This is a genomic window from Ruegeria sp. E1 (assembly GCF_056534225.1).
The window spans coordinates 142,925-158,840 of sequence record NZ_JBQFPE010000001.1; the positions used below are offsets into that span (position 1 = coordinate 142,925).

Annotated in this window: 16 protein-coding genes; 6 read left to right on the forward strand and 10 right to left on the reverse strand. The window is 59.7% G+C overall.

The window, feature by feature from the left end; translation table 11 throughout:
• Window positions 1–11: 11 nt before the first annotated feature.
• From pdhA to ACR0FG_RS00740, 3 genes are all read right to left on the reverse strand, one after another.
• A complete protein-coding gene (gene pdhA, locus ACR0FG_RS00730; protein ID WP_170713750.1) occupies window positions 12–1,001 on the reverse strand; it encodes a pyruvate dehydrogenase (acetyl-transferring) E1 component subunit alpha in 990 nt (329 codons plus the stop codon).
• A gap of 173 nt (window positions 1,002–1,174) precedes the next feature.
• Window positions 1,175–1,474 (reverse strand): septum formation initiator family protein, encoded by a 300-nt coding sequence (locus ACR0FG_RS00735; RefSeq protein ID WP_170713752.1) that lies wholly within the window; start codon window positions 1,472–1,474, stop codon window positions 1,175–1,177.
• Window positions 1,475–1,589: 115 nt separating this feature from the next.
• On the reverse strand, window positions 1,590–2,780 hold the full coding sequence (locus ACR0FG_RS00740; RefSeq protein WP_480889112.1) for a phosphoglycerate kinase: 1,191 nt from the start codon (window positions 2,778–2,780) through the stop codon (window positions 1,590–1,592).
• A 134-nt stretch (window positions 2,781–2,914) separates the two neighbouring features.
• Here ACR0FG_RS00740 and ACR0FG_RS00745 point away from each other — a divergent pair, with 134 nt between their 5' ends.
• Together ACR0FG_RS00745 and ACR0FG_RS00750 are read left to right on the forward strand one after the other, a co-directional pair.
• Window positions 2,915–3,421, forward strand: coding sequence for a peptidylprolyl isomerase (locus ACR0FG_RS00745; RefSeq protein ID WP_170713755.1), 507 nt, complete (start codon window positions 2,915–2,917; stop codon window positions 3,419–3,421).
• On the forward strand, window positions 3,414–3,962 hold the full coding sequence (locus ACR0FG_RS00750) for a peptidylprolyl isomerase (protein WP_170713757.1): 549 nt from the start codon (window positions 3,414–3,416) through the stop codon (window positions 3,960–3,962). The genes ACR0FG_RS00745 and ACR0FG_RS00750 overlap by 8 nt, the downstream gene beginning before the upstream one ends.
• Before the next feature lie 44 nt (window positions 3,963–4,006).
• On the opposite strand, the gene aqpZ is transcribed toward ACR0FG_RS00750, so the two are convergent.
• The 6 genes from aqpZ to ACR0FG_RS00780 form a co-directional block, all read right to left on the reverse strand.
• Window positions 4,007–4,696, reverse strand: a complete 690-nt coding sequence (aqpZ, locus tag ACR0FG_RS00755; protein ID WP_480889114.1) for an aquaporin Z — start codon at window positions 4,694–4,696, stop codon at window positions 4,007–4,009.
• Between the two features lie 168 nt (window positions 4,697–4,864).
• Window positions 4,865–5,326, reverse strand: a complete 462-nt coding sequence (locus tag ACR0FG_RS00760) for a hypothetical protein (protein ID WP_480889115.1) — start codon at window positions 5,324–5,326, stop codon at window positions 4,865–4,867.
• 135 nt (window positions 5,327–5,461) lie between these two features.
• Window positions 5,462–5,962: a bactofilin family protein gene (locus tag ACR0FG_RS00765; RefSeq protein WP_480889117.1), complete on the reverse strand. Its 501-nt coding sequence runs from the start codon at window positions 5,960–5,962 to the stop codon at window positions 5,462–5,464.
• Entirely contained in the window at window positions 5,952–7,277 is a 1,326-nt protein-coding gene (locus tag ACR0FG_RS00770) for a DUF5930 domain-containing protein (protein ID WP_170715022.1), read from the reverse strand. The genes ACR0FG_RS00765 and ACR0FG_RS00770 overlap by 11 nt, the downstream gene beginning before the upstream one ends.
• Before the next feature lie 177 nt (window positions 7,278–7,454).
• Window positions 7,455–8,273 carry a ferritin-like domain-containing protein gene (locus ACR0FG_RS00775; protein WP_480889542.1) on the reverse strand — a complete coding sequence of 273 codons (819 nt, stop codon included), beginning with the start codon at window positions 8,271–8,273 and terminating at the stop codon, window positions 7,455–7,457.
• A gap of 80 nt (window positions 8,274–8,353) precedes the next feature.
• Window positions 8,354–8,815: a peroxiredoxin gene (locus ACR0FG_RS00780; RefSeq protein ID WP_480889118.1), complete on the reverse strand. Its 462-nt coding sequence runs from the start codon at window positions 8,813–8,815 to the stop codon at window positions 8,354–8,356.
• Between the two features lie 67 nt (window positions 8,816–8,882).
• Between ACR0FG_RS00780 and ACR0FG_RS00785 the strand changes: the two genes are divergently transcribed.
• The 4 genes from ACR0FG_RS00785 (at window position 8,883) to ACR0FG_RS00800 (ending at window position 15,408) form a co-directional block, all read left to right on the forward strand.
• The gene (locus tag ACR0FG_RS00785) at window positions 8,883–12,248 is read left to right on the forward strand and encodes a YhdP family protein (RefSeq protein WP_480889120.1); all 3,366 of its coding nucleotides are present in this window, start codon (window positions 8,883–8,885) and stop codon (window positions 12,246–12,248) included.
• 44 nt (window positions 12,249–12,292) lie between these two features.
• Window positions 12,293–13,339, forward strand: coding sequence for a tRNA preQ1(34) S-adenosylmethionine ribosyltransferase-isomerase QueA (gene queA / locus ACR0FG_RS00790; RefSeq protein WP_480889122.1), 1,047 nt, complete (start codon window positions 12,293–12,295; stop codon window positions 13,337–13,339).
• Between the two features lie 105 nt (window positions 13,340–13,444).
• On the forward strand, window positions 13,445–14,719 hold the full coding sequence (locus ACR0FG_RS00795) for an MFS transporter (RefSeq protein ID WP_480889123.1): 1,275 nt from the start codon (window positions 13,445–13,447) through the stop codon (window positions 14,717–14,719).
• Between the two features lie 107 nt (window positions 14,720–14,826).
• Window positions 14,827–15,408 (forward strand): DUF924 family protein, encoded by a 582-nt coding sequence (locus ACR0FG_RS00800; RefSeq protein WP_480889125.1) that lies wholly within the window; start codon window positions 14,827–14,829, stop codon window positions 15,406–15,408.
• On the opposite strand, the gene ACR0FG_RS00805 is transcribed toward ACR0FG_RS00800, so the two are convergent.
• Complete coding sequence (locus ACR0FG_RS00805; RefSeq protein WP_480889126.1) at window positions 15,405–15,839, reverse strand: hypothetical protein; 435 nt, start codon at window positions 15,837–15,839, stop codon at window positions 15,405–15,407. The two genes, ACR0FG_RS00800 and ACR0FG_RS00805, sit on opposite strands and share 4 nt — an antisense overlap.
• Window positions 15,840–15,916: the final 77 nt, after the last annotated feature.

The window sequence follows — 15,916 nt, forward strand, 5'->3', positions numbered from 1 at the left end:
TATTCGTCCTCTCAGGCGTAGATATCTGTCCAGAGCTCGTCCAGCGCGGGCTCGGGGCTTTCTTTTGAGAATTCGGCGGCCTGATTGACGATCTCTTTGATCTCTTTGTCGATCGCCTTCAGGTCATCTTCGGTCGCGTGCTTGCCGGTCAGCAGCAACTCGCGCACATGTTCGATCGGATCGCTTTGCTCGCGTACCTTCTGAACCTCTTCGCGCGTGCGGTACTTGGCCGGGTCGGACATCGAGTGGCCTCGATAGCGATAGGTTTTGACCTCAAGGATATAGGGGCCTTTGCCCGCGCGGCAGTGAGCGACAGCTTTTTCCCCGGCGGCCTTGACGGCCAGCACGTCCATGCCGTCGACGATCTCGCCGGGGATGCCGAAGGCCTCGCCGCGATGGTAGATGTCCTTGGTCGAGGTCGAGCGTTCCTGCGAGGTGCCCATTGCGTATTGGTTGTTCTCGATTACGAACACAACGGGCAGATCCCAGATGGCGGCCATGTTGAAGGTCTCATAGACCTGACCTTGGTTTGCCGCGCCGTCACCGAAATAGGTAAAGGTGACGCCGCCGTTTTCCTTGTACTTGTCGGCAAAGGCCAGACCCGCACCCAGCGGAACCTGTGCGCCAACGATACCGTGGCCGCCATAGAAATGCTTCTCTTTCGAGAACATGTGCATCGAGCCGCCCTTGCCTTTGGACAGGCCGCCCTCGCGCCCGGTCAGTTCGGCCATCACGCCGCCCGGATCCATGCCGCAGGCCAGCATGTGGCCGTGATCACGATAAGAGGTTATGCGCTTGTCGCCCTCTTCGGCTGCGGCCTCAAGGCCCACGACGACAGCTTCTTGCCCGATATAGAGATGGCAAAACCCGCCGATCAGGCCCATGCCATACAGCTGGCCCGCCTTTTCCTCGAATCGCCTGATCAGTAGCATTTCCCGGTAGTAGGTTTTGAGTTCTTCCGCAGAAACATTTGGTTTCTTTGTGGTTTTTCGCGCAGCCATTGTGGCGATCTCCCCCTCTCGGCAAGATAGTTTAGCGTTAAACTATTTACTAAGACATTTCGGCCCATCTGGCGAGGGGAAAAGTGACGCGGGGGCAGGGCGCGTGTTTTGCGGCCAGTGTCTGCTAAATTTCTGGGCGAGAGGGTGCAGAGATATTTCTGCGAGAAATCTTGTCAGCGGATGACGATCTCGTCGGCGCGGATCATGCCAAGGACCGAGCGTGCCTGCTGATCCAGCAGATCGAGGTCCAGATAGGTGTCTGACAACCGGCGGGTCAGGTTTTCCATTTCGGTGATCTCGGCGTTCAGCGTTGCCAGATCGCGTGACAGAGCATCCCGTTCCGCCGCGATCTCGACCCTGCGGAAAAGACCATAGTCGCCCTGCACGGCAGCAAAGGTGAAATAGACACCCAGCATGAAAGCCACCGAGAAAAAGACAACTGCGCCCAAACCGGGCCGATGGGAACGGGACACTCTGTTTACCGCCGTATGAACTCTGCCTCAAAACGGGCCCTTATCCGGGCCTCTTCCGGCACTATGTCACAGGGGATTCGCGATGTGAATCCCCTGATTCGCAAAAATACAGTACTTATTGTTCAAGCGCGGCAACGCCGGGCAGGGTCTTGCCTTCCATCCATTCAAGAAACGCACCGCCCGCTGTCGAGATATAGGTAAAGTCCGCAGCCGCGCCGGATGCGTTCAGGGCTGCAACCGTATCGCCCCCCCCGGCGACCGAGATCAACTGACCCGACCGGCTGAGCGCTGCTGCTTTCAATGCGGCGGCGTTGGTGGCGGCGTCGAATGGCTCTAGCTCGAACGCGCCAAGGGGGCCGTTCCAGATCAGGGTTTGGCTTTTGCCGAAGATCTCGGTGATGGCAGCGACGCTTTCGGGGCCTGCGTCAAGGATCATGCCATCATCGGGACATTGATCGGCGGGCAGGGTTTGATGGGGTGCGTTGGCTTCGAAAGTCTCGGCCACGACCACATCGCGGGGCAGGACGATTTCGCAGCCTGAATTTTCGGCTTTGGAAAGGATTTCAGCAGCGGTGTCCTTCATGGCGGTTTCGGCCAGCGATTTGCCGACGTTGATGCCTTGCGCCACCAGAAACGTATTCGCCATGCCGCCACCGATCACCAGATAATCCACCTTGTCGATCAGGTTGCCCAGCAGTTCCAGTTTGGTCGAGACCTTGGCCCCGCCAACAACCGCCGTCACGGGGCGTTTGGGCGCGCCCAGAGCGCCTTCGAGCGCTTGCAACTCGGCCTGCATCAGGCGACCGGCGCAGGCGGGTAGCAGGCGGGCAATCGCCTCGGTCGAACTGTGGGCGCGGTGCGCCGCCGAGAATGCGTCATTGCAATACACATCGCCCAGCTTGGCCATGCCTGCAGCCAGATCGGCATCATTCTTGGTTTCGGTCGCATGAAAGCGGGTGTTTTCCAACAGCAGCACCTGACCGGGTTGCAGTGCCTCGGCAGCCAGTTCGGCCTCGGTGCCGACGCAATCGGCGGCAAACAGGACTTGCGTGTCAAAGGCAGCCTCAAGCGTCGGAACAAGCTGTTTCAGCGACAGGTTCTCGCGCCGTTCACCGCCGGGGCGACCGAAATGCGCCAGCAGGATCGGTCTGCCGCCTGCGGCCAGAATATCGCGCACCGTCGGCACGATCCGTTGAATGCGGGTGGCGTCTGTCACAACGCCTTCAACGACCGGTACGTTAATGTCCACACGCACCAACACGCGCTTGCCATTCAGGTCCATATCATCCAGCGTTTTCCAGCCCATCGTGCAATCCCCAGAAATTGAATTCGCTTTAGGCGGTTCTTTTCCTGCATTTTGCCCTCAGGTCAATGCGTCACTTGGCATTCGCGCGTCCGCGTCATAGGTATTTGCGCAAGTTAAAACGACAGGAGGGCCTCATGGCCGAGATCAAAGACCCCGAAAACACAATCATCATAGAACTGAAGGACGGCAATGTCGTCATCGAGCTGCTGCCGGACGTGGCCCCTCAGCATTCGGCGCGGATGAAAGAACTGGCGCGTGGTGGTGAATATGACAACGTGGCGTTCCACCGTGTGATCGACGGTTTCATGGCGCAGACCGGTGATGTGCAGCACGGCGATATGGAAGACGGGTTCAACCTGCGTATGGCGGGCACCGGTGGTTCGTCGCTGCCGAATGTTCCGGCTGAATTCTCGAAACTGCCCCATGATCGCGGCACCTTGGGCGCGGCGCGGTCGGCCAACCCGGATTCGGCCAATTCGCAGTTCTTTATCAACTTCAAGGACAACCATTTCCTGAACGGTCAGTATACGGTCTATGGCCGCGTCATCGACGGGATGGAGCATGTGGACGCCATCGTTCGTGGCGAGCCGCCAGCGACCCCCGACCGGATGATCAGCGTCAAGGTGGCCGCCGATGCATAAGCTAGCCGCCGTATTCGCTCTGTTGGCGAGCCCTGCGCTGGCCACCGGATTGCAGATCGAGATCGAAGGTGAGGGCGCCAACGGCACCGTCACCGTCGATCTGTTCGAAGACGTTGCGCCCAAACATGTGGAGCAGATCAGCGCCCTCGCTGCCGCGGGTCAGTATGATGGCGTGGTGTTCCACCGCGTGATCGATGGCTTCATGGCGCAGACCGGTGATGTGGAACATGGCCGCCTGGGCGGAAACCTTGGCCGCGCTGGAACGGGCGGCTCGGATCGTCCTGATCTGCCTGCCGAGTTCTCGGACGTCAATTTTGACCGGGGCGTCGTGGGTATGGCGCGGGCTCAGGACCCCAATAGCGCCAATTCGCAGTTCTTCATCATGTTTGAGCCGGGTCCGTTTCTGAACGGCCAATATACCGTGGTTGGGCAAGTCACCGATGGTATGGACGTCGTTGACGCGATCAAACGCGGTGAAGGTCAGAACGGGGCCGTCATCGGACAGCCGGATGTGATGAAAAAGGTCACCGTGACAGAATAAGATTGTCCCCGGCACCTGTTCTGGTGCCGGGGTATTCCGACGGATCAGTCGTCGGGGCTGAGGACTTTCCAGATGATCGCGCCGATTGCGCCGCCGATCAAAGGGGCGACCCAGAACAGCCAGAGCTGCGCCAGCGCCGGCCCATCGGCAAACAGGGCAACGCCGGTTGATCTTGCCGGGTTAACGGATGTGTTTGTCACCGGGATCGAGATCAGGTGGATCAGGGTCAGCGCCAGACCGATGGCGATGGGGGCAAAGCCTGCTGGGGCCCCTTTGGATGTGGCCCCAAGAATGATCACGATGAAAAACGCGGTCAGGACGATTTCGATGATCAAGGCCGACATCAGCGAATAACCTTGGGGCGACGCCTCGCCATAGCCGTTCGAGGCGAACCCGCCGACGCCCTCGAATCCCGGTGCGCCGCTGACGATCAGGTAGAGCACCAGCGCGGCTGCGATTGCACCGACGACCTGAGCGGCCCAATAGGGCAGCAGATCCTTGGCCTCAAACCGCCCGCCGATCATCAGGCCCAGACTGACCGCAGGGTTGAAGTGCCCGCCCGAGATATGGCCGACCGTGTAGGCCATGGTCAGAACGGTCAGGCCAAAGGCGAAGGAAACGCCCAGCCAGCCGATGCCGACATCGGCAACACCAGCGGCCAGAACCGCGCTGCCGCAACCGCCCAGAACCAGCCAGAATGTGCCGAAAAACTCGGCCATGAGTTTAGATGACATGGAAACTCCTCCTGAAAACAATGGCTTTCAGTTTAATCAAAAAACATAATTTGTGAAATTGATGGGTGTGGGGAATTTTTCGAGGGTTTTGCCAGCCCGACACCTAGGTGTAAGCGGATGCCCGACACCCTGCGTCGGGTGTCGGAGTTCGATCATATCGGCGGTGGGTTACTTGTTGTCGTCTTTCTTCACCAGCTGCGCCGCAAACGAAACGCCGGTGCCCGGACCAGCATAGGTCACCATGATCACGTCATCGATATAGACGCCCTGAAAGATACCCGATGAAACATCATCGCCTGATATACCTGCCTCGGCCAGGACAAAGCTGTTCGGGTCTGCAAGGCTGAAGGTACCCATCGCTTCTTCCACGATCCATTCTTTGTCGCCGATGCGACGCCAGCGGTTGGTGGCCGTGATGAGATTACCGTCGAGCTTGGTGATTTCCAGCTCCATTTCGGTCTGCAGCAGGCCCTTTTCGTGGTTCGGGTTCGATTTCGCAAAGGCAACCAGATAGGTTCCGGTCCATGTGCCGACGATCTGGGGAAAGCCGCTGCCTTCGTTGGCGATGGCGGGTGCCGCGAGAGCGATCGACAGCGCGGTGGCAAGACTGCGGATAAGGTTGCGTATCATTTCAAGGGCCTCCGGTGAAAATGTGGTATCAGTCCACGCTAACGGAGCGCCGCGTTTTGGCAAGATCAGGAGAGGCGAAGAAAAAAACGCCGCAGGCGCGGCTGCGGCGTTTTTGGATTTGGATATTCAGCAGTGTTACTGCTTGACCTCTGCCGCCGGGTTGGCGCCCGACTTGGCGCTGCGGCCAGGGTTCAGAGGATCGTCCTGACGCTGGACTGACCCTTCGAAATGCGCGCCGCTTTCGATGGCGATGGTCTTGTGGATAATGTCGCCTTCGACCCGCGCGGTCGATGTCAGACGGACCTTCAGGCCACGTACGCGGCCAACGATTCGGCCATTTACGACAACGTCGTCGGCAGTGACTTCGCCCTTGATGGTCGCGGTTTCGCCGATGGTCAGCAAATGCGCGCGAATGTCGCCTTCGACAGTACCTTCGACCTGAATATCGCCCGAGGTCTTGAGGTTACCGGTGATGTGCAGGTCAGAGGACAGGACCGATGCGGGCGGCTTGGGCTTTGGCGGGGTGCTGGCTTTGGTTTCAGCCGGTGCAGGGGTCGCCGGAGTGGCCGGTGCGGCGGGTTTTGCTGCCTCGGTTTCTTTCGACCCGGGCTCGTTGATTTTGCTCTTAGAAAACATTTCTCGCAGCCTTGATGTAAGTCATTGGGTTTACAGGTTTTCCGTTCACGCGCACCTCATAGTGCAGGTGGGTACCGGTCGACCGTCCGGTGCTACCCATATCAGCAATATGATCCCCGCGCGAGACCCTTTGACCAACCTTTACGCGGATCTTGGTGTTATGAGCGTAAAGTGTCTCAATTCCGAAGGCGTGCTTGATTTTCACCAGCCGTCCAAACCCCGATTGCCAGCCCGCATGGGTCACGATTCCGTCGGCGGTGGCAAAGATGTCGGTGCCGTGTGCGCCCGCGAAATCCGCGCCGTTATGCATACGGCGGCCGCCGGTTTTCGGATCGCGGCGGGTGCCGTAGCCGCTGGTGTAACGAACGGCGGCATTCACAGGGCTGGCGAAGGGGGCCTTTTCGGCAGCGATGCGATACAGGTTCAGTTGATCCATCTGTTGCAGCAGAGTATTTGCGCGCACCTCGTCGGGGGTCAGTTCCTCACCGCGGGTGCTGAAGGATAAAGGGGTCAGCGGACCGCCCATACCGCTATATCCGCGCCGGACCTCTTCGATGATGCGATCGGTGGGCATTCCCGCCTTGCGGAACATCTTGTCCAGCGGCTCGACCGAGATCACCATGGCATCTTCCAACTGGCGGAAAATCTCGTCGCTGCGTTCCTGCATCAGACGGATTTCCAGTTCCAGCTCGTCGCGCTGATCCAGCGCGCCCTGGGCGTCGGCGGCGATCTGGTCACGCTCCATCGCCGTGCGCGCCAGAGCATCGGTCATGAACGCCATTTGCGCCGGATTGGCCGATGCCATCACATAAGGCGCGTCGGCGTCCGAGGCGGATTGCAACTCGGCCAGTTCTGTACGGGCTTCTTCACGTTGCTTCATTGTTGCTCGAAGGGTGGTCTGGATGACCTCGATGCCTGTTTCCAGCTCGCGGCGGCGGTTTTCTGATTCCAGCAGCTGAGATTGCATCGCCGAGACCTGGGCCAAAGCCGCGCTAAACCGGTCATGTGCAGCTAGCGCTTCGGCGGCGCGGGCGTCGCGTTCGGCGGACAGAATGTTCAGACGTTCCTGATAGGTTGCCTGATCCCGTTTTGCCTGTTCGCGGAAATTTCCTGATCCGATGCTGTCCATCAGCAGAATCGCGGTTGCAACCGCTGTCCAGCCGACCATGACCGCCACGCCTGCAACGGCTGCGATCTGGGTCTCGGAACTGAGTCGGATGTACCGTGTATCGGTGTCGGATTTCAAAAAGAGTCGGCGTTCCGGAAAGTGCCGCTCGAGCAGTGAGTGTAGTTTGATTGCCAGACGTGTTCGCACGCTCTGCACCTCAATTGTCCCCATATGCGAGGCCGGTTGTGAGTGAGTAGCCGCCTCTTGGGGCGTTTGCATAAAGCGACAGATGCTATGGGGCAACAATCTTGGCGCAGAGCGTCACGTAACCGGGGTTTTCCCGCAGAATATCGGCGGGAAATTGCCGAAAAGGCGCGCGGACGGTTACTTTGCCGTGGTTCCGGGGGCGGGCAGGTCCTCGGTCAGGGGCCAGTAGAAATCGGGCGGCAACCCGGCTTCGGCGCGCTTTTCTTCGTTGAAGGGCGGCTTTAGCACGCCGTGGAAATAGCGTCGGACGAGCGCGTGGAACACATCCTTTGGATCGGCGTTTTCGCGACCACACAGAAAATGGAACCATTTAGAGCCATAGGCCACGTGCCCGACCTCTTCGGCATAGATCACTTCCAGCGCGGCAATCGCTTGTTCATCTTTCGCTTTGCGGAAAATGTCGATCATGCCGGGGGTTACGTCCAGGCCGCGTGCCTCAAGCACCATGGGAACCACCGCAAGTCGGCCCATCAGATCCTCAGCGGTGTCTTCGGCAGCGCGCCACATGCCTGCATGGGCGGGCAGGGCGCCATAGTGGCTGCCCATCCGTTCAAGGCAATCGCATACCATCTCGAAATGGCGCGATTCCTCTTCGGCGCATTTGACCCAATCGTCGTAGAAGCCGATCGGCATCGGCACATGGCCAAAGCGCGCGATGATGTCCCAGTGCAGATCAACCGCGTTCAACTCGATATGCGCCACGGCATGAAGCAGCGCGATACGCCCGGCCTCGGTTCCGGGGCGGCGCTTTGGCACATCGCGGGGCGACAGCAGTTCGGGCCTGTCGGGTCGCGCGGGGGACTGCGGAGGCGTTGCGGTGCCCACGGGTATCTCGGGCGCGTCCCCTTTGCGTGCTGCAAACCAGTCGGCGGCATAGCGTTTGGACAGGGCGGTCTTGGCCCGCCCATCCGCAGTTGTCAGAACCTCGGTTGCCATCTGGGTCAGTGTTTTGGGCAAGGGGATGCTCCGCCGGTATCAGGGTTTCGGCGGGGCATAGACCAGATGGCAGGTCAGGTCTACAGGGCGCGCACGGCCTCGAGCACCTCATCCACATGGCCCGGGACTTTGACCTTTCGCCAGACGCGGGCGATTTTGCCTTCGGAGTCGATCAGAAAGGTTGACCGTTCGATCCCCATGGATTTGCGCCCATACATGTTCTTTTCGACCCAGACGCCGTAATCCTCGCAAACACTTTGGCCCTCGTCGGACAACAGTGGCGTCGTCAACTGGTGCTTGGCGACAAACTTGTCATGTTTCGCCACGCTGTCGCGCGAGATACCAAAAACGTGAGCGCCCGCATCCGCGAAGTCCTTGAGTTGTTCCGAGAATCCGATGGATTCCTTGGTGCAGCCCGGCGTATCATCGCGGGGATAGAAGAACAGAACGACGGCCTGGCCACGCTGATCCGAAAGGCTCACTTCGCCACCGCCGTTGCGGGGCAGAGTGAAATCGGGGGCGATGTCTGAAACGTCGGGCATATGCAAACTCCGGCTTGAAAATTTCGGTTGCCCTGTATCATAGGGCGCACCGGGCAGGTTGAAAGACGTGGAACGCAAATTGGTGCAGCCAGAACAGCAGGATGATCAGGGGGCCAGGAAACCGCGCCGCCGGTCACGCCGTCGCGCGGCGGGGCTGTGGGCCATGCGCGGAACGCTGGTTCTGGTTCTGCTGGGTGTGATCACTGCCTTTATGGTGGTCGGCCATCGGATGCACGCGCCGGTCTGGCTGCGCGACCGGGTCGAGGCGCGACTGGATCAGGCGCTGGGCGGGGTGCAGATCCGGTTCGGAGATGTCAGCCTGATTATTCACGAAGGCTGGCGTCCACGTCTTCGTCTGACCGACGTGAAAATCAGCGACGCGGCGGGGCAGCAAATCGCCGAAGTGTCGGACATGCGCGCAAGCCTTGCGATGCGTCCCTTGCTGCGCGGGCATGTGCGGCCCAAACGGATCATGCTGCAGGGTGCACAGATTGCGCTGACGCGCGGTGTTGATGGCACTTTGTCCCTGACCGTCGGAACCGATAGTGCACCCGTCGGCAAGGCACCGGATCTGGCGCAGTTGATCGAAACATCGGACGAGGTGTTTCTGTCCCCCGACCTGTCGGCGCTGACTTCGGTAGAGTTGGATGCCATCACGCTGGATTATCGCGATCTGCGTCAGGGACGGTCCTGGGTTCTGGATGGCGGTCATATTCAGATGACTCGCAGCGCCAATGAAGTTCGGTTGGCGACCGGCTTTTCGGTTCTGTCCGGGCGCGACTATGTCAGCTCGATCGAGGCGAACTATACCAGTGTATTAGGCAGCGCAGAGGCGGGGTTCGGTGTCTCGATCACGGATCTACCTGCCGAAGATATCGGCGGTCATTCTCCGGCGCTGGCTTGGATGCAGGTTCTGCGCACTCCGATTTCGGGGGCCTTGCGCGGCAGTATTGATGCGGATGGTGCACTGGGGCCGGTTTTTGCAACGCTGAATCTGGGCGCCGGGGCTGTGCAGCCCACACCCGAGACGGTGCCGATCAAGTTCGAGGCCGCGCGAACCTATTTCACTTATGATCCGGTTCGACAGGTGCTGGATTTCAACGAGGTTTCTGTCGATTCCGCTTGGGGGAATGTACACGGTGAAGGCACCGCCTATCTGCAGGGCGTCTCGGCGGGTGGGCTGGACAGCATGGATGCCCAGTTCCGGCTGAGCGGCATCCGGGTCAATCCGGCCGATCTGTTTCTTGAGCCTTTGACCCTGACCCATGCAGACATCGACTTTCAGATGAAACTGGCCCCATTCCGGGTCAAGATCGGCCAGATGCGGGTCGAAGATGGAGATCACCGTCTGCGGCTGAGCGGCGATCTGGCCGGGTTGCCCGAAGGCTGGGTTGCAGGCATCGACGGCCAGATCGACAAGATGCGCGTCGGGCAGGTTCTGAGTTATTGGCCGCCGCGCCTCGCCCCCAAACCACGTCTTTGGGTGGAAGAGAACATCCATGACGGGCAGATGTCAGATCTTGAGTTTGCCTTCCGCCTGAAACCCGACGCCAAGCCGGATATCTTTGCCAGCTTCGAGTTTGATGACACCAGCGTGCGGTTCGCCAAGACGCTGCCTCCGGTGGAAAACGCGCAAGGGCAGGTCAGTTTGCTGAATGGGCGCTTTACAGTTACCGCGCAAAAGGGGCTTGTGACTGCGGACCAGGGGGGCACTGTCGATGCATCCGGGACGTCGTTCATCCTGCCCGACATCAGCATCAAGAAAAAAGCGCCAGCTATTGCGCGGATCAAGGCGAAAGGCAGCGTGACGGCGGCCATGTCGCTGCTTGATCGACCGCCCTTGCAACTGATGACCAAGGCCAATCTGCCCGTTGATCTGGCACAGGGGCAGGTGGCACTGGAAGGCACCCTGGCATTGCCGATGATGAAGGGCCTCAAATTCGAGGATACTGAATTTCACTATACTGGCGTGATTTCTGATGTTGCGAGCGACAAGCTGGTGCCCGACACCAATGTCAGCGCGGACCAGTTGCGCCTTTCAGGCGATCAGACGCAGGTTTCGATTGATGGCAACGGGCTGTTCGGAGATGTTCCTGTTCGCGCAGCCTGGACGCAGCCTGTCGGAGAAAGTCGCAGCCAGTTGACCGGGCGGATTGAACTGTCAAACCAGTTGATGCAGCAAATCGGCGCCGGGTTGCCCTCGGGGATGGTGACGGGATTGGGGCTGGCCGATTTCACGCTGAACATCGGCGGCGGCGACGCCCCGACACTGAGCGCAGAGTCTGATTTGGTCGGGGTGGGTCTTGCGATCCCTGAACTGGGCTGGCGCAAATCACCCAGCACCAAGGGCACGCTGACTGTGGACGCGACTTTGGGTGCACAGCTTGCCGTTAACGCGCTGAAGCTGAATGCCGCCGGACTGCGCAGTTCCGGCTCGATCTCGTTTCGGGACGGTGATCTGGATCGCGTTCGCTTCAGCTCATTCGAACTGGGTGACTGGCTGGCTGTCCCTGCCGAGCTGATCGGTCGCGGAAAGGCGGTGCCGGATATTCGTGTGCTTGGTGGGGTGATGGATCTGGGCAAATCCACGTTTGGCGAAAGCAGTGGTGGCGGCTCGGGACAGGGGCCGAAACTGGATGTCACGCTGGATCGGCTGCAAGTGACGGAAACCGTCGCGCTGACCGGGCTAAAAGGCGCGTTTCAAACCACAGGAGGTCTGTCTGGCGCATTTACCGCGCTGGTCAATGGCGGCGCTGCGATCCGAGGGCAGGTGGCACCACATTCCGGGCGCAGCGCGGTCAGCCTGACTTCGGATGACGCGGGGGCGGTGTTGCGGTCCGCCGGGGTGATCACGCAGGCGCGCGGCGGCTCGTTTGCGCTGCAACTGGATCCGATTGCCGAGGCAGGTAATTATGATGTCGATCTTCGGATCGGAAACACGCGCATCAAGGACGCACCAGCGATGGCCGCCCTGTTGAACGCCATCAGCCTTGTGGGGCTGCTGGATGAAATGGCCGGGCAGGGCATCTATTTCTCGTCTATCGAAAGCCAGATGCGCGTGACGCCAACCGAGATCAAGGTTCTGGCCGGCAGCGCTGTCGGGCCGTCGATGGGTCTGTCTTTTGACGGCACCATCGATACGGTGGCCGGAATGCTGAATTTGCGCGGCGCGATCTCTCCGATCTATCTGCTGAACGCGGTGGGCAGTGTTCTGACCCGCAAGGGCGAAGGTGTTTTTGCCTTTAACTATACGTTGAAGGGGCCGCTTTCCGATCCATCGGTCTCGGTGAACCCGTTGTCGGGTCTGGCCCCGCTGTTTCTGCGCAACCTGATGCGCGCGCCTGCGCCGACCGTGTCGGACGGGCCCAACGCGACGCGGAATACACCGATCCGGGACCATCCAAGCGCGCAGACACGGGGCGAGGATCGCTAATCGCAGCGGTGGCCGAATCTGTTTCGCCGATGTATGGCGCGGCTATGAAACTCAGCGATTTCGATTTCAATCTGCCCGATGACCTGATTGCCACGCGGCCCGCCAACCCACGCTCGTCCGCGCGGCTGCTGGTGGCGCAGGGTGATGCGGTGCACGATCAGCATGTGTTCGATCTGCCGGATTGGCTTCGCCCTGGCGACCGTTTGGTCCTGAACGATACAAAGGTGATCCCGGCGCGTCTGAGCGGTCGTCGCCATCGCGAGAGCGCCCAAGGGCCGGTATCGGCGGCCATCGAGGCGACCTTGCTGGACCCGCAGGCTGATGGCTGCTGGTCGGCGCTGATCAAGCCATTGAAAAAAGTTCGGCTGGGCGAAGATATCGTGTTCTCTGACGCGCTCAGTGCCCGGCTTGAGCGGGTCGGGGAAGGGCAGGCCTATCTGAAGTTCAACCTGAAGGGCGGGGATTTCGACAAAGCGTTAGAGCAGGCCGGTGCCATGCCCTTGCCGCCCTACATCGCCGCCAAGCGCCCGGCGGACGAGCAGGACAAGACCGACTATCAGACCGTCTGGGCGCGCCATTCCGGCGCTGTTGCCGCCCCCACCGCGTCACTGCATTTCGATCAGGCTTTGCTGAAGGCCCTGACTGAGCGTGGTGTGGAGTTCACCCATGTCACACTGCATGTCGGCGCGGGTACGTTTCTGCCCGTCAAGGTCGAGGACGTGACCACCCACAAGATGCACGCCGAATGGGGGCAGGTCAGCGCCCGGGCGGCAGACGAAATCCACGCAACCAAAGCCGCCGGTGGGCGCGTCATACCGGTTGGCACAACGGCGCTGCGGCTGATCGAAAGCGCTGCCCGCAGCGGTGAGATACAGCCTTGGGAAGGTGAAACCGACATATTCATCTATCCCGGTTTCCAGTTTCACGTCACCGATGCGCTGATGACCAATTTCCACCTGCCAAAATCCACTCTGCTGATGCTTGTCTCGGCCCTGATCGGGCAGGACCGGGTGCAGAAGGCCTATGACCACGCTGTGGCGCGCGGCTATCGGTTCTTCTCATACGGCGACGCCTCGCTTTTGATACCGTAGCGATCACTTTTCCCGTTAGCGTCCTGATTATGTCGTGGACAAACGCGACGCAGGCGGTAATTGAGCGCACAGCGAACAAACACATTCGGCATTTGGACAGACAACATGCTTCAGGTTCTTTCCAGCGCTTGGGCGCTTCTTCTTGGAATGGGATTGCTGATGGTCGGTAACGGCCTGCAGGGCACGTTGCTGGGTGTGCGCGGCGAGATCGAGGGGTTTTCGACCCTTGAGATGTCATTTGTCATGTCGGCCTATTTCCTTGGGTTTCTGGGCGGATCGCGCCTTGCGCCCGAGATGATCCGGCGGGTCGGGCATGTGCGCGTCTTTGCGGCGCTGGCCTCGTTTATCTCGGCTGTGATGATCATGTACCCGATGCTGGCCGACCCAATTGCATGGTCGCTGGGCCGGGTGGTGATCGGGTTCTGTTTCTCGGGCGTGTATGTGACGGCGGAAAGCTGGCTGAACAACGCAGCGAGCAATGAAAACAGGGGTCAGGCGCTGTCGCTTTACATGATCGTGCAAATGACCGGTGTGGTCAGCGCGCAGGCCCTGCTGCTGGTCGGTGATCCAGCGGGGTACGAGACCTTTGTGATCGCCTCGATCCTGGTTTCGGTCTCGTTTGCGCCCATTCTGCTGTCGATCTCACCTACGCCTGCCTTTGACACGACAAAGCCGATGACCTTGCGCAAGCTGATGGAAACCTCGCCGCTGGGCTGTGTTGGCATGTTCCTGCTGGGTGGCGTGTTCTCGGCCCAGTTCGGGATGAGCGCGGTTTACGGCGCGCAGGCCGGTCTTTCTCTGATCGAGATTTCAACCTTTGTGGCGGCGTTTTATGTCGGAGCCGTGGTGCTTCAATATCCGATTGGTTGGGTTTCGGACCGCATGGACCGGCGCATTCTGATCCTGCTGGTGGCAACGGTTGGTGGGGTCGGCGCCCTGATCGGGATGCTATTCGGGGCGGGGGCCTTTCCGGTGCTGCTGATCGCGGCCTTTTCGATCGGAGGGATGACGAGCCCGCTTTATTCCCTGTTGATCGCTTATACGAACGACTATCTGGAATATGACGATATGTCCGCCGCCTCGGGCGGGTTGGTCTTTATCAACGGTTTGGGTGCCATCGCCGGACCGATCATCACCGGCTGGCTGATGGGGCTTGGCTTGCTGGGCCCGGCCGGGTTCTTTCTGTTCATCGCGGCGCTGATGTTTGCGATGGCAGCCTATGCGGCCTATCGCATGACCCAGCGCGCCTATGTTCCGGTTGATGAAACCGGTGCAATCGCTCCGGTCTACCCAACTTCATCCCCAGTTGCCATGGAAGTGGCGCAGGAAGTTGCCATCGAGGCCGCGCAAGAGGATCAGGATACGCAACAACCCGCCTGACGCCGGAATTGTGACTTTTGTGTTGCAATATGTTACTGTCACAAATCTGTAAAAAACATTTTAATGACGCTACGTCCCTGGGGAGGACAATTACGGAGTCTCGGGCAATGGTTGGTCCTGAAGAAGTATTGAGTTTTTGGTTAGATGAGGTTGGCCCCAAAGGGTGGTACCTGCAGGATGATGCGCTGGATGCGCAAATCCGCGACAAATTTCTGGCGACGTGGAAGGCCGCGTGCGAGGGTAAGTTTTCGCTCTGGCTGACCTATCCCAGCGGTTCGCTGGCCTATATTATCCTTATGGATCAGTTCCCTCGCAATATGTTCCGCGGTAGCGGGCAGGCCTTTGCGACGGATCGCGCGGCGCTGGCGGCAGCAAAATGCGCGGTCGATAAGGGTTGGGATCTGAAGATCGATGAACCGGCGCGGCAGTTCTTTTACCTGCCGATGATGCATTCGGAAAACCTGTGCGATCAGGAACGCTGTGTGCGCCTGATGCACGAGCGGATGACGCAGGATGGTGACAGCAATCTGCTGCACGCGCGCGCCCACCGTGAGGTAATTCGCAAATTCGGTCGTTTCCCATATCGCAACGATGCCCTGGATCGTAGCACGACTGAACACGAAGCTGCGTATGTCAGCAACGGCGGATACGGTGCAACGGTGCGCGAGCTGCAAACTGGCGCGCGCTAAATCGCCGGCACGCATCCCCGGATGCTCAGTAGGCTGTCGGTGACTTTGTCGACCGATGTCGTGATTGCATGGTCAATCAGGTCTTCTGGATTGTCCACCAGGCCCGCCAGCCGGGCCTGAGCACCTTCCAGACCCGCTTCCAGATTGGTCAGTCTTTGCAGCGTCGCGTTCAACTGCTGTAGAGCGTCAGAGTCCAGCGTATCCCCCTGAGCCCGGATCGCAGCCAGATCACTGCGCAGCGCGGCCAACTCGCCACGAATACCCTGCGCTTGTTCGCGTAAGGGGGCGACGACCTGCAGATTCTCGGCAAACCCGTCCCGAATGTTGTCGATCGATTGGGCCAGTTTCCAGCCCAGAAACAGGCACAGGGCCAGCAGGATCAGGGTCGCGTTCAGAAGTGCCAGAAACAAATCCTTGAGCGTTTTGGCCATGGTAAGTCCTTTAATATCTTATCTGTTGAAATTTGCTGTTGCGCGAATGTGGCTCTTTTCTAGCGTTGGGTGCAAGG

Coding starts and splice junctions, on each gene's coding strand:
- ACR0FG_RS00765 (WP_480889117.1), bottom strand. CDS start 5,962: ATGTTTTCTAAGAGCAAAATCAACGAGCCCGGGTCGAAAGAAACCGAG.
- ACR0FG_RS00745 (WP_170713755.1), top strand. CDS start 2,915: ATGGCCGAGATCAAAGACCCCGAAAACACAATCATCATAGAACTGAAG.
- ACR0FG_RS00800 (WP_480889125.1), top strand. CDS start 14,827: ATGGTTGGTCCTGAAGAAGTATTGAGTTTTTGGTTAGATGAGGTTGGC.
- aqpZ (WP_480889114.1), bottom strand. CDS start 4,696: ATGTCATCTAAACTCATGGCCGAGTTTTTCGGCACATTCTGGCTGGTT.
- ACR0FG_RS00805 (WP_480889126.1), bottom strand. CDS start 15,839: ATGGCCAAAACGCTCAAGGATTTGTTTCTGGCACTTCTGAACGCGACC.
- ACR0FG_RS00760 (WP_480889115.1), bottom strand. CDS start 5,326: ATGATACGCAACCTTATCCGCAGTCTTGCCACCGCGCTGTCGATCGCT.
- ACR0FG_RS00775 (WP_480889542.1), bottom strand. CDS start 8,273: ATGGCAACCGAGGTTCTGACAACTGCGGATGGGCGGGCCAAGACCGCC.
- ACR0FG_RS00750 (WP_170713757.1), top strand. CDS start 3,414: ATGCATAAGCTAGCCGCCGTATTCGCTCTGTTGGCGAGCCCTGCGCTG.
- ACR0FG_RS00795 (WP_480889123.1), top strand. CDS start 13,445: ATGCTTCAGGTTCTTTCCAGCGCTTGGGCGCTTCTTCTTGGAATGGGA.
- pdhA (WP_170713750.1), bottom strand. CDS start 1,001: ATGGCTGCGCGAAAAACCACAAAGAAACCAAATGTTTCTGCGGAAGAA.
- ACR0FG_RS00740 (WP_480889112.1), bottom strand. CDS start 2,780: ATGGGCTGGAAAACGCTGGATGATATGGACCTGAATGGCAAGCGCGTG.
- ACR0FG_RS00780 (WP_480889118.1), bottom strand. CDS start 8,815: ATGCCCGACGTTTCAGACATCGCCCCCGATTTCACTCTGCCCCGCAAC.
- queA (WP_480889122.1), top strand. CDS start 12,293: ATGAAACTCAGCGATTTCGATTTCAATCTGCCCGATGACCTGATTGCC.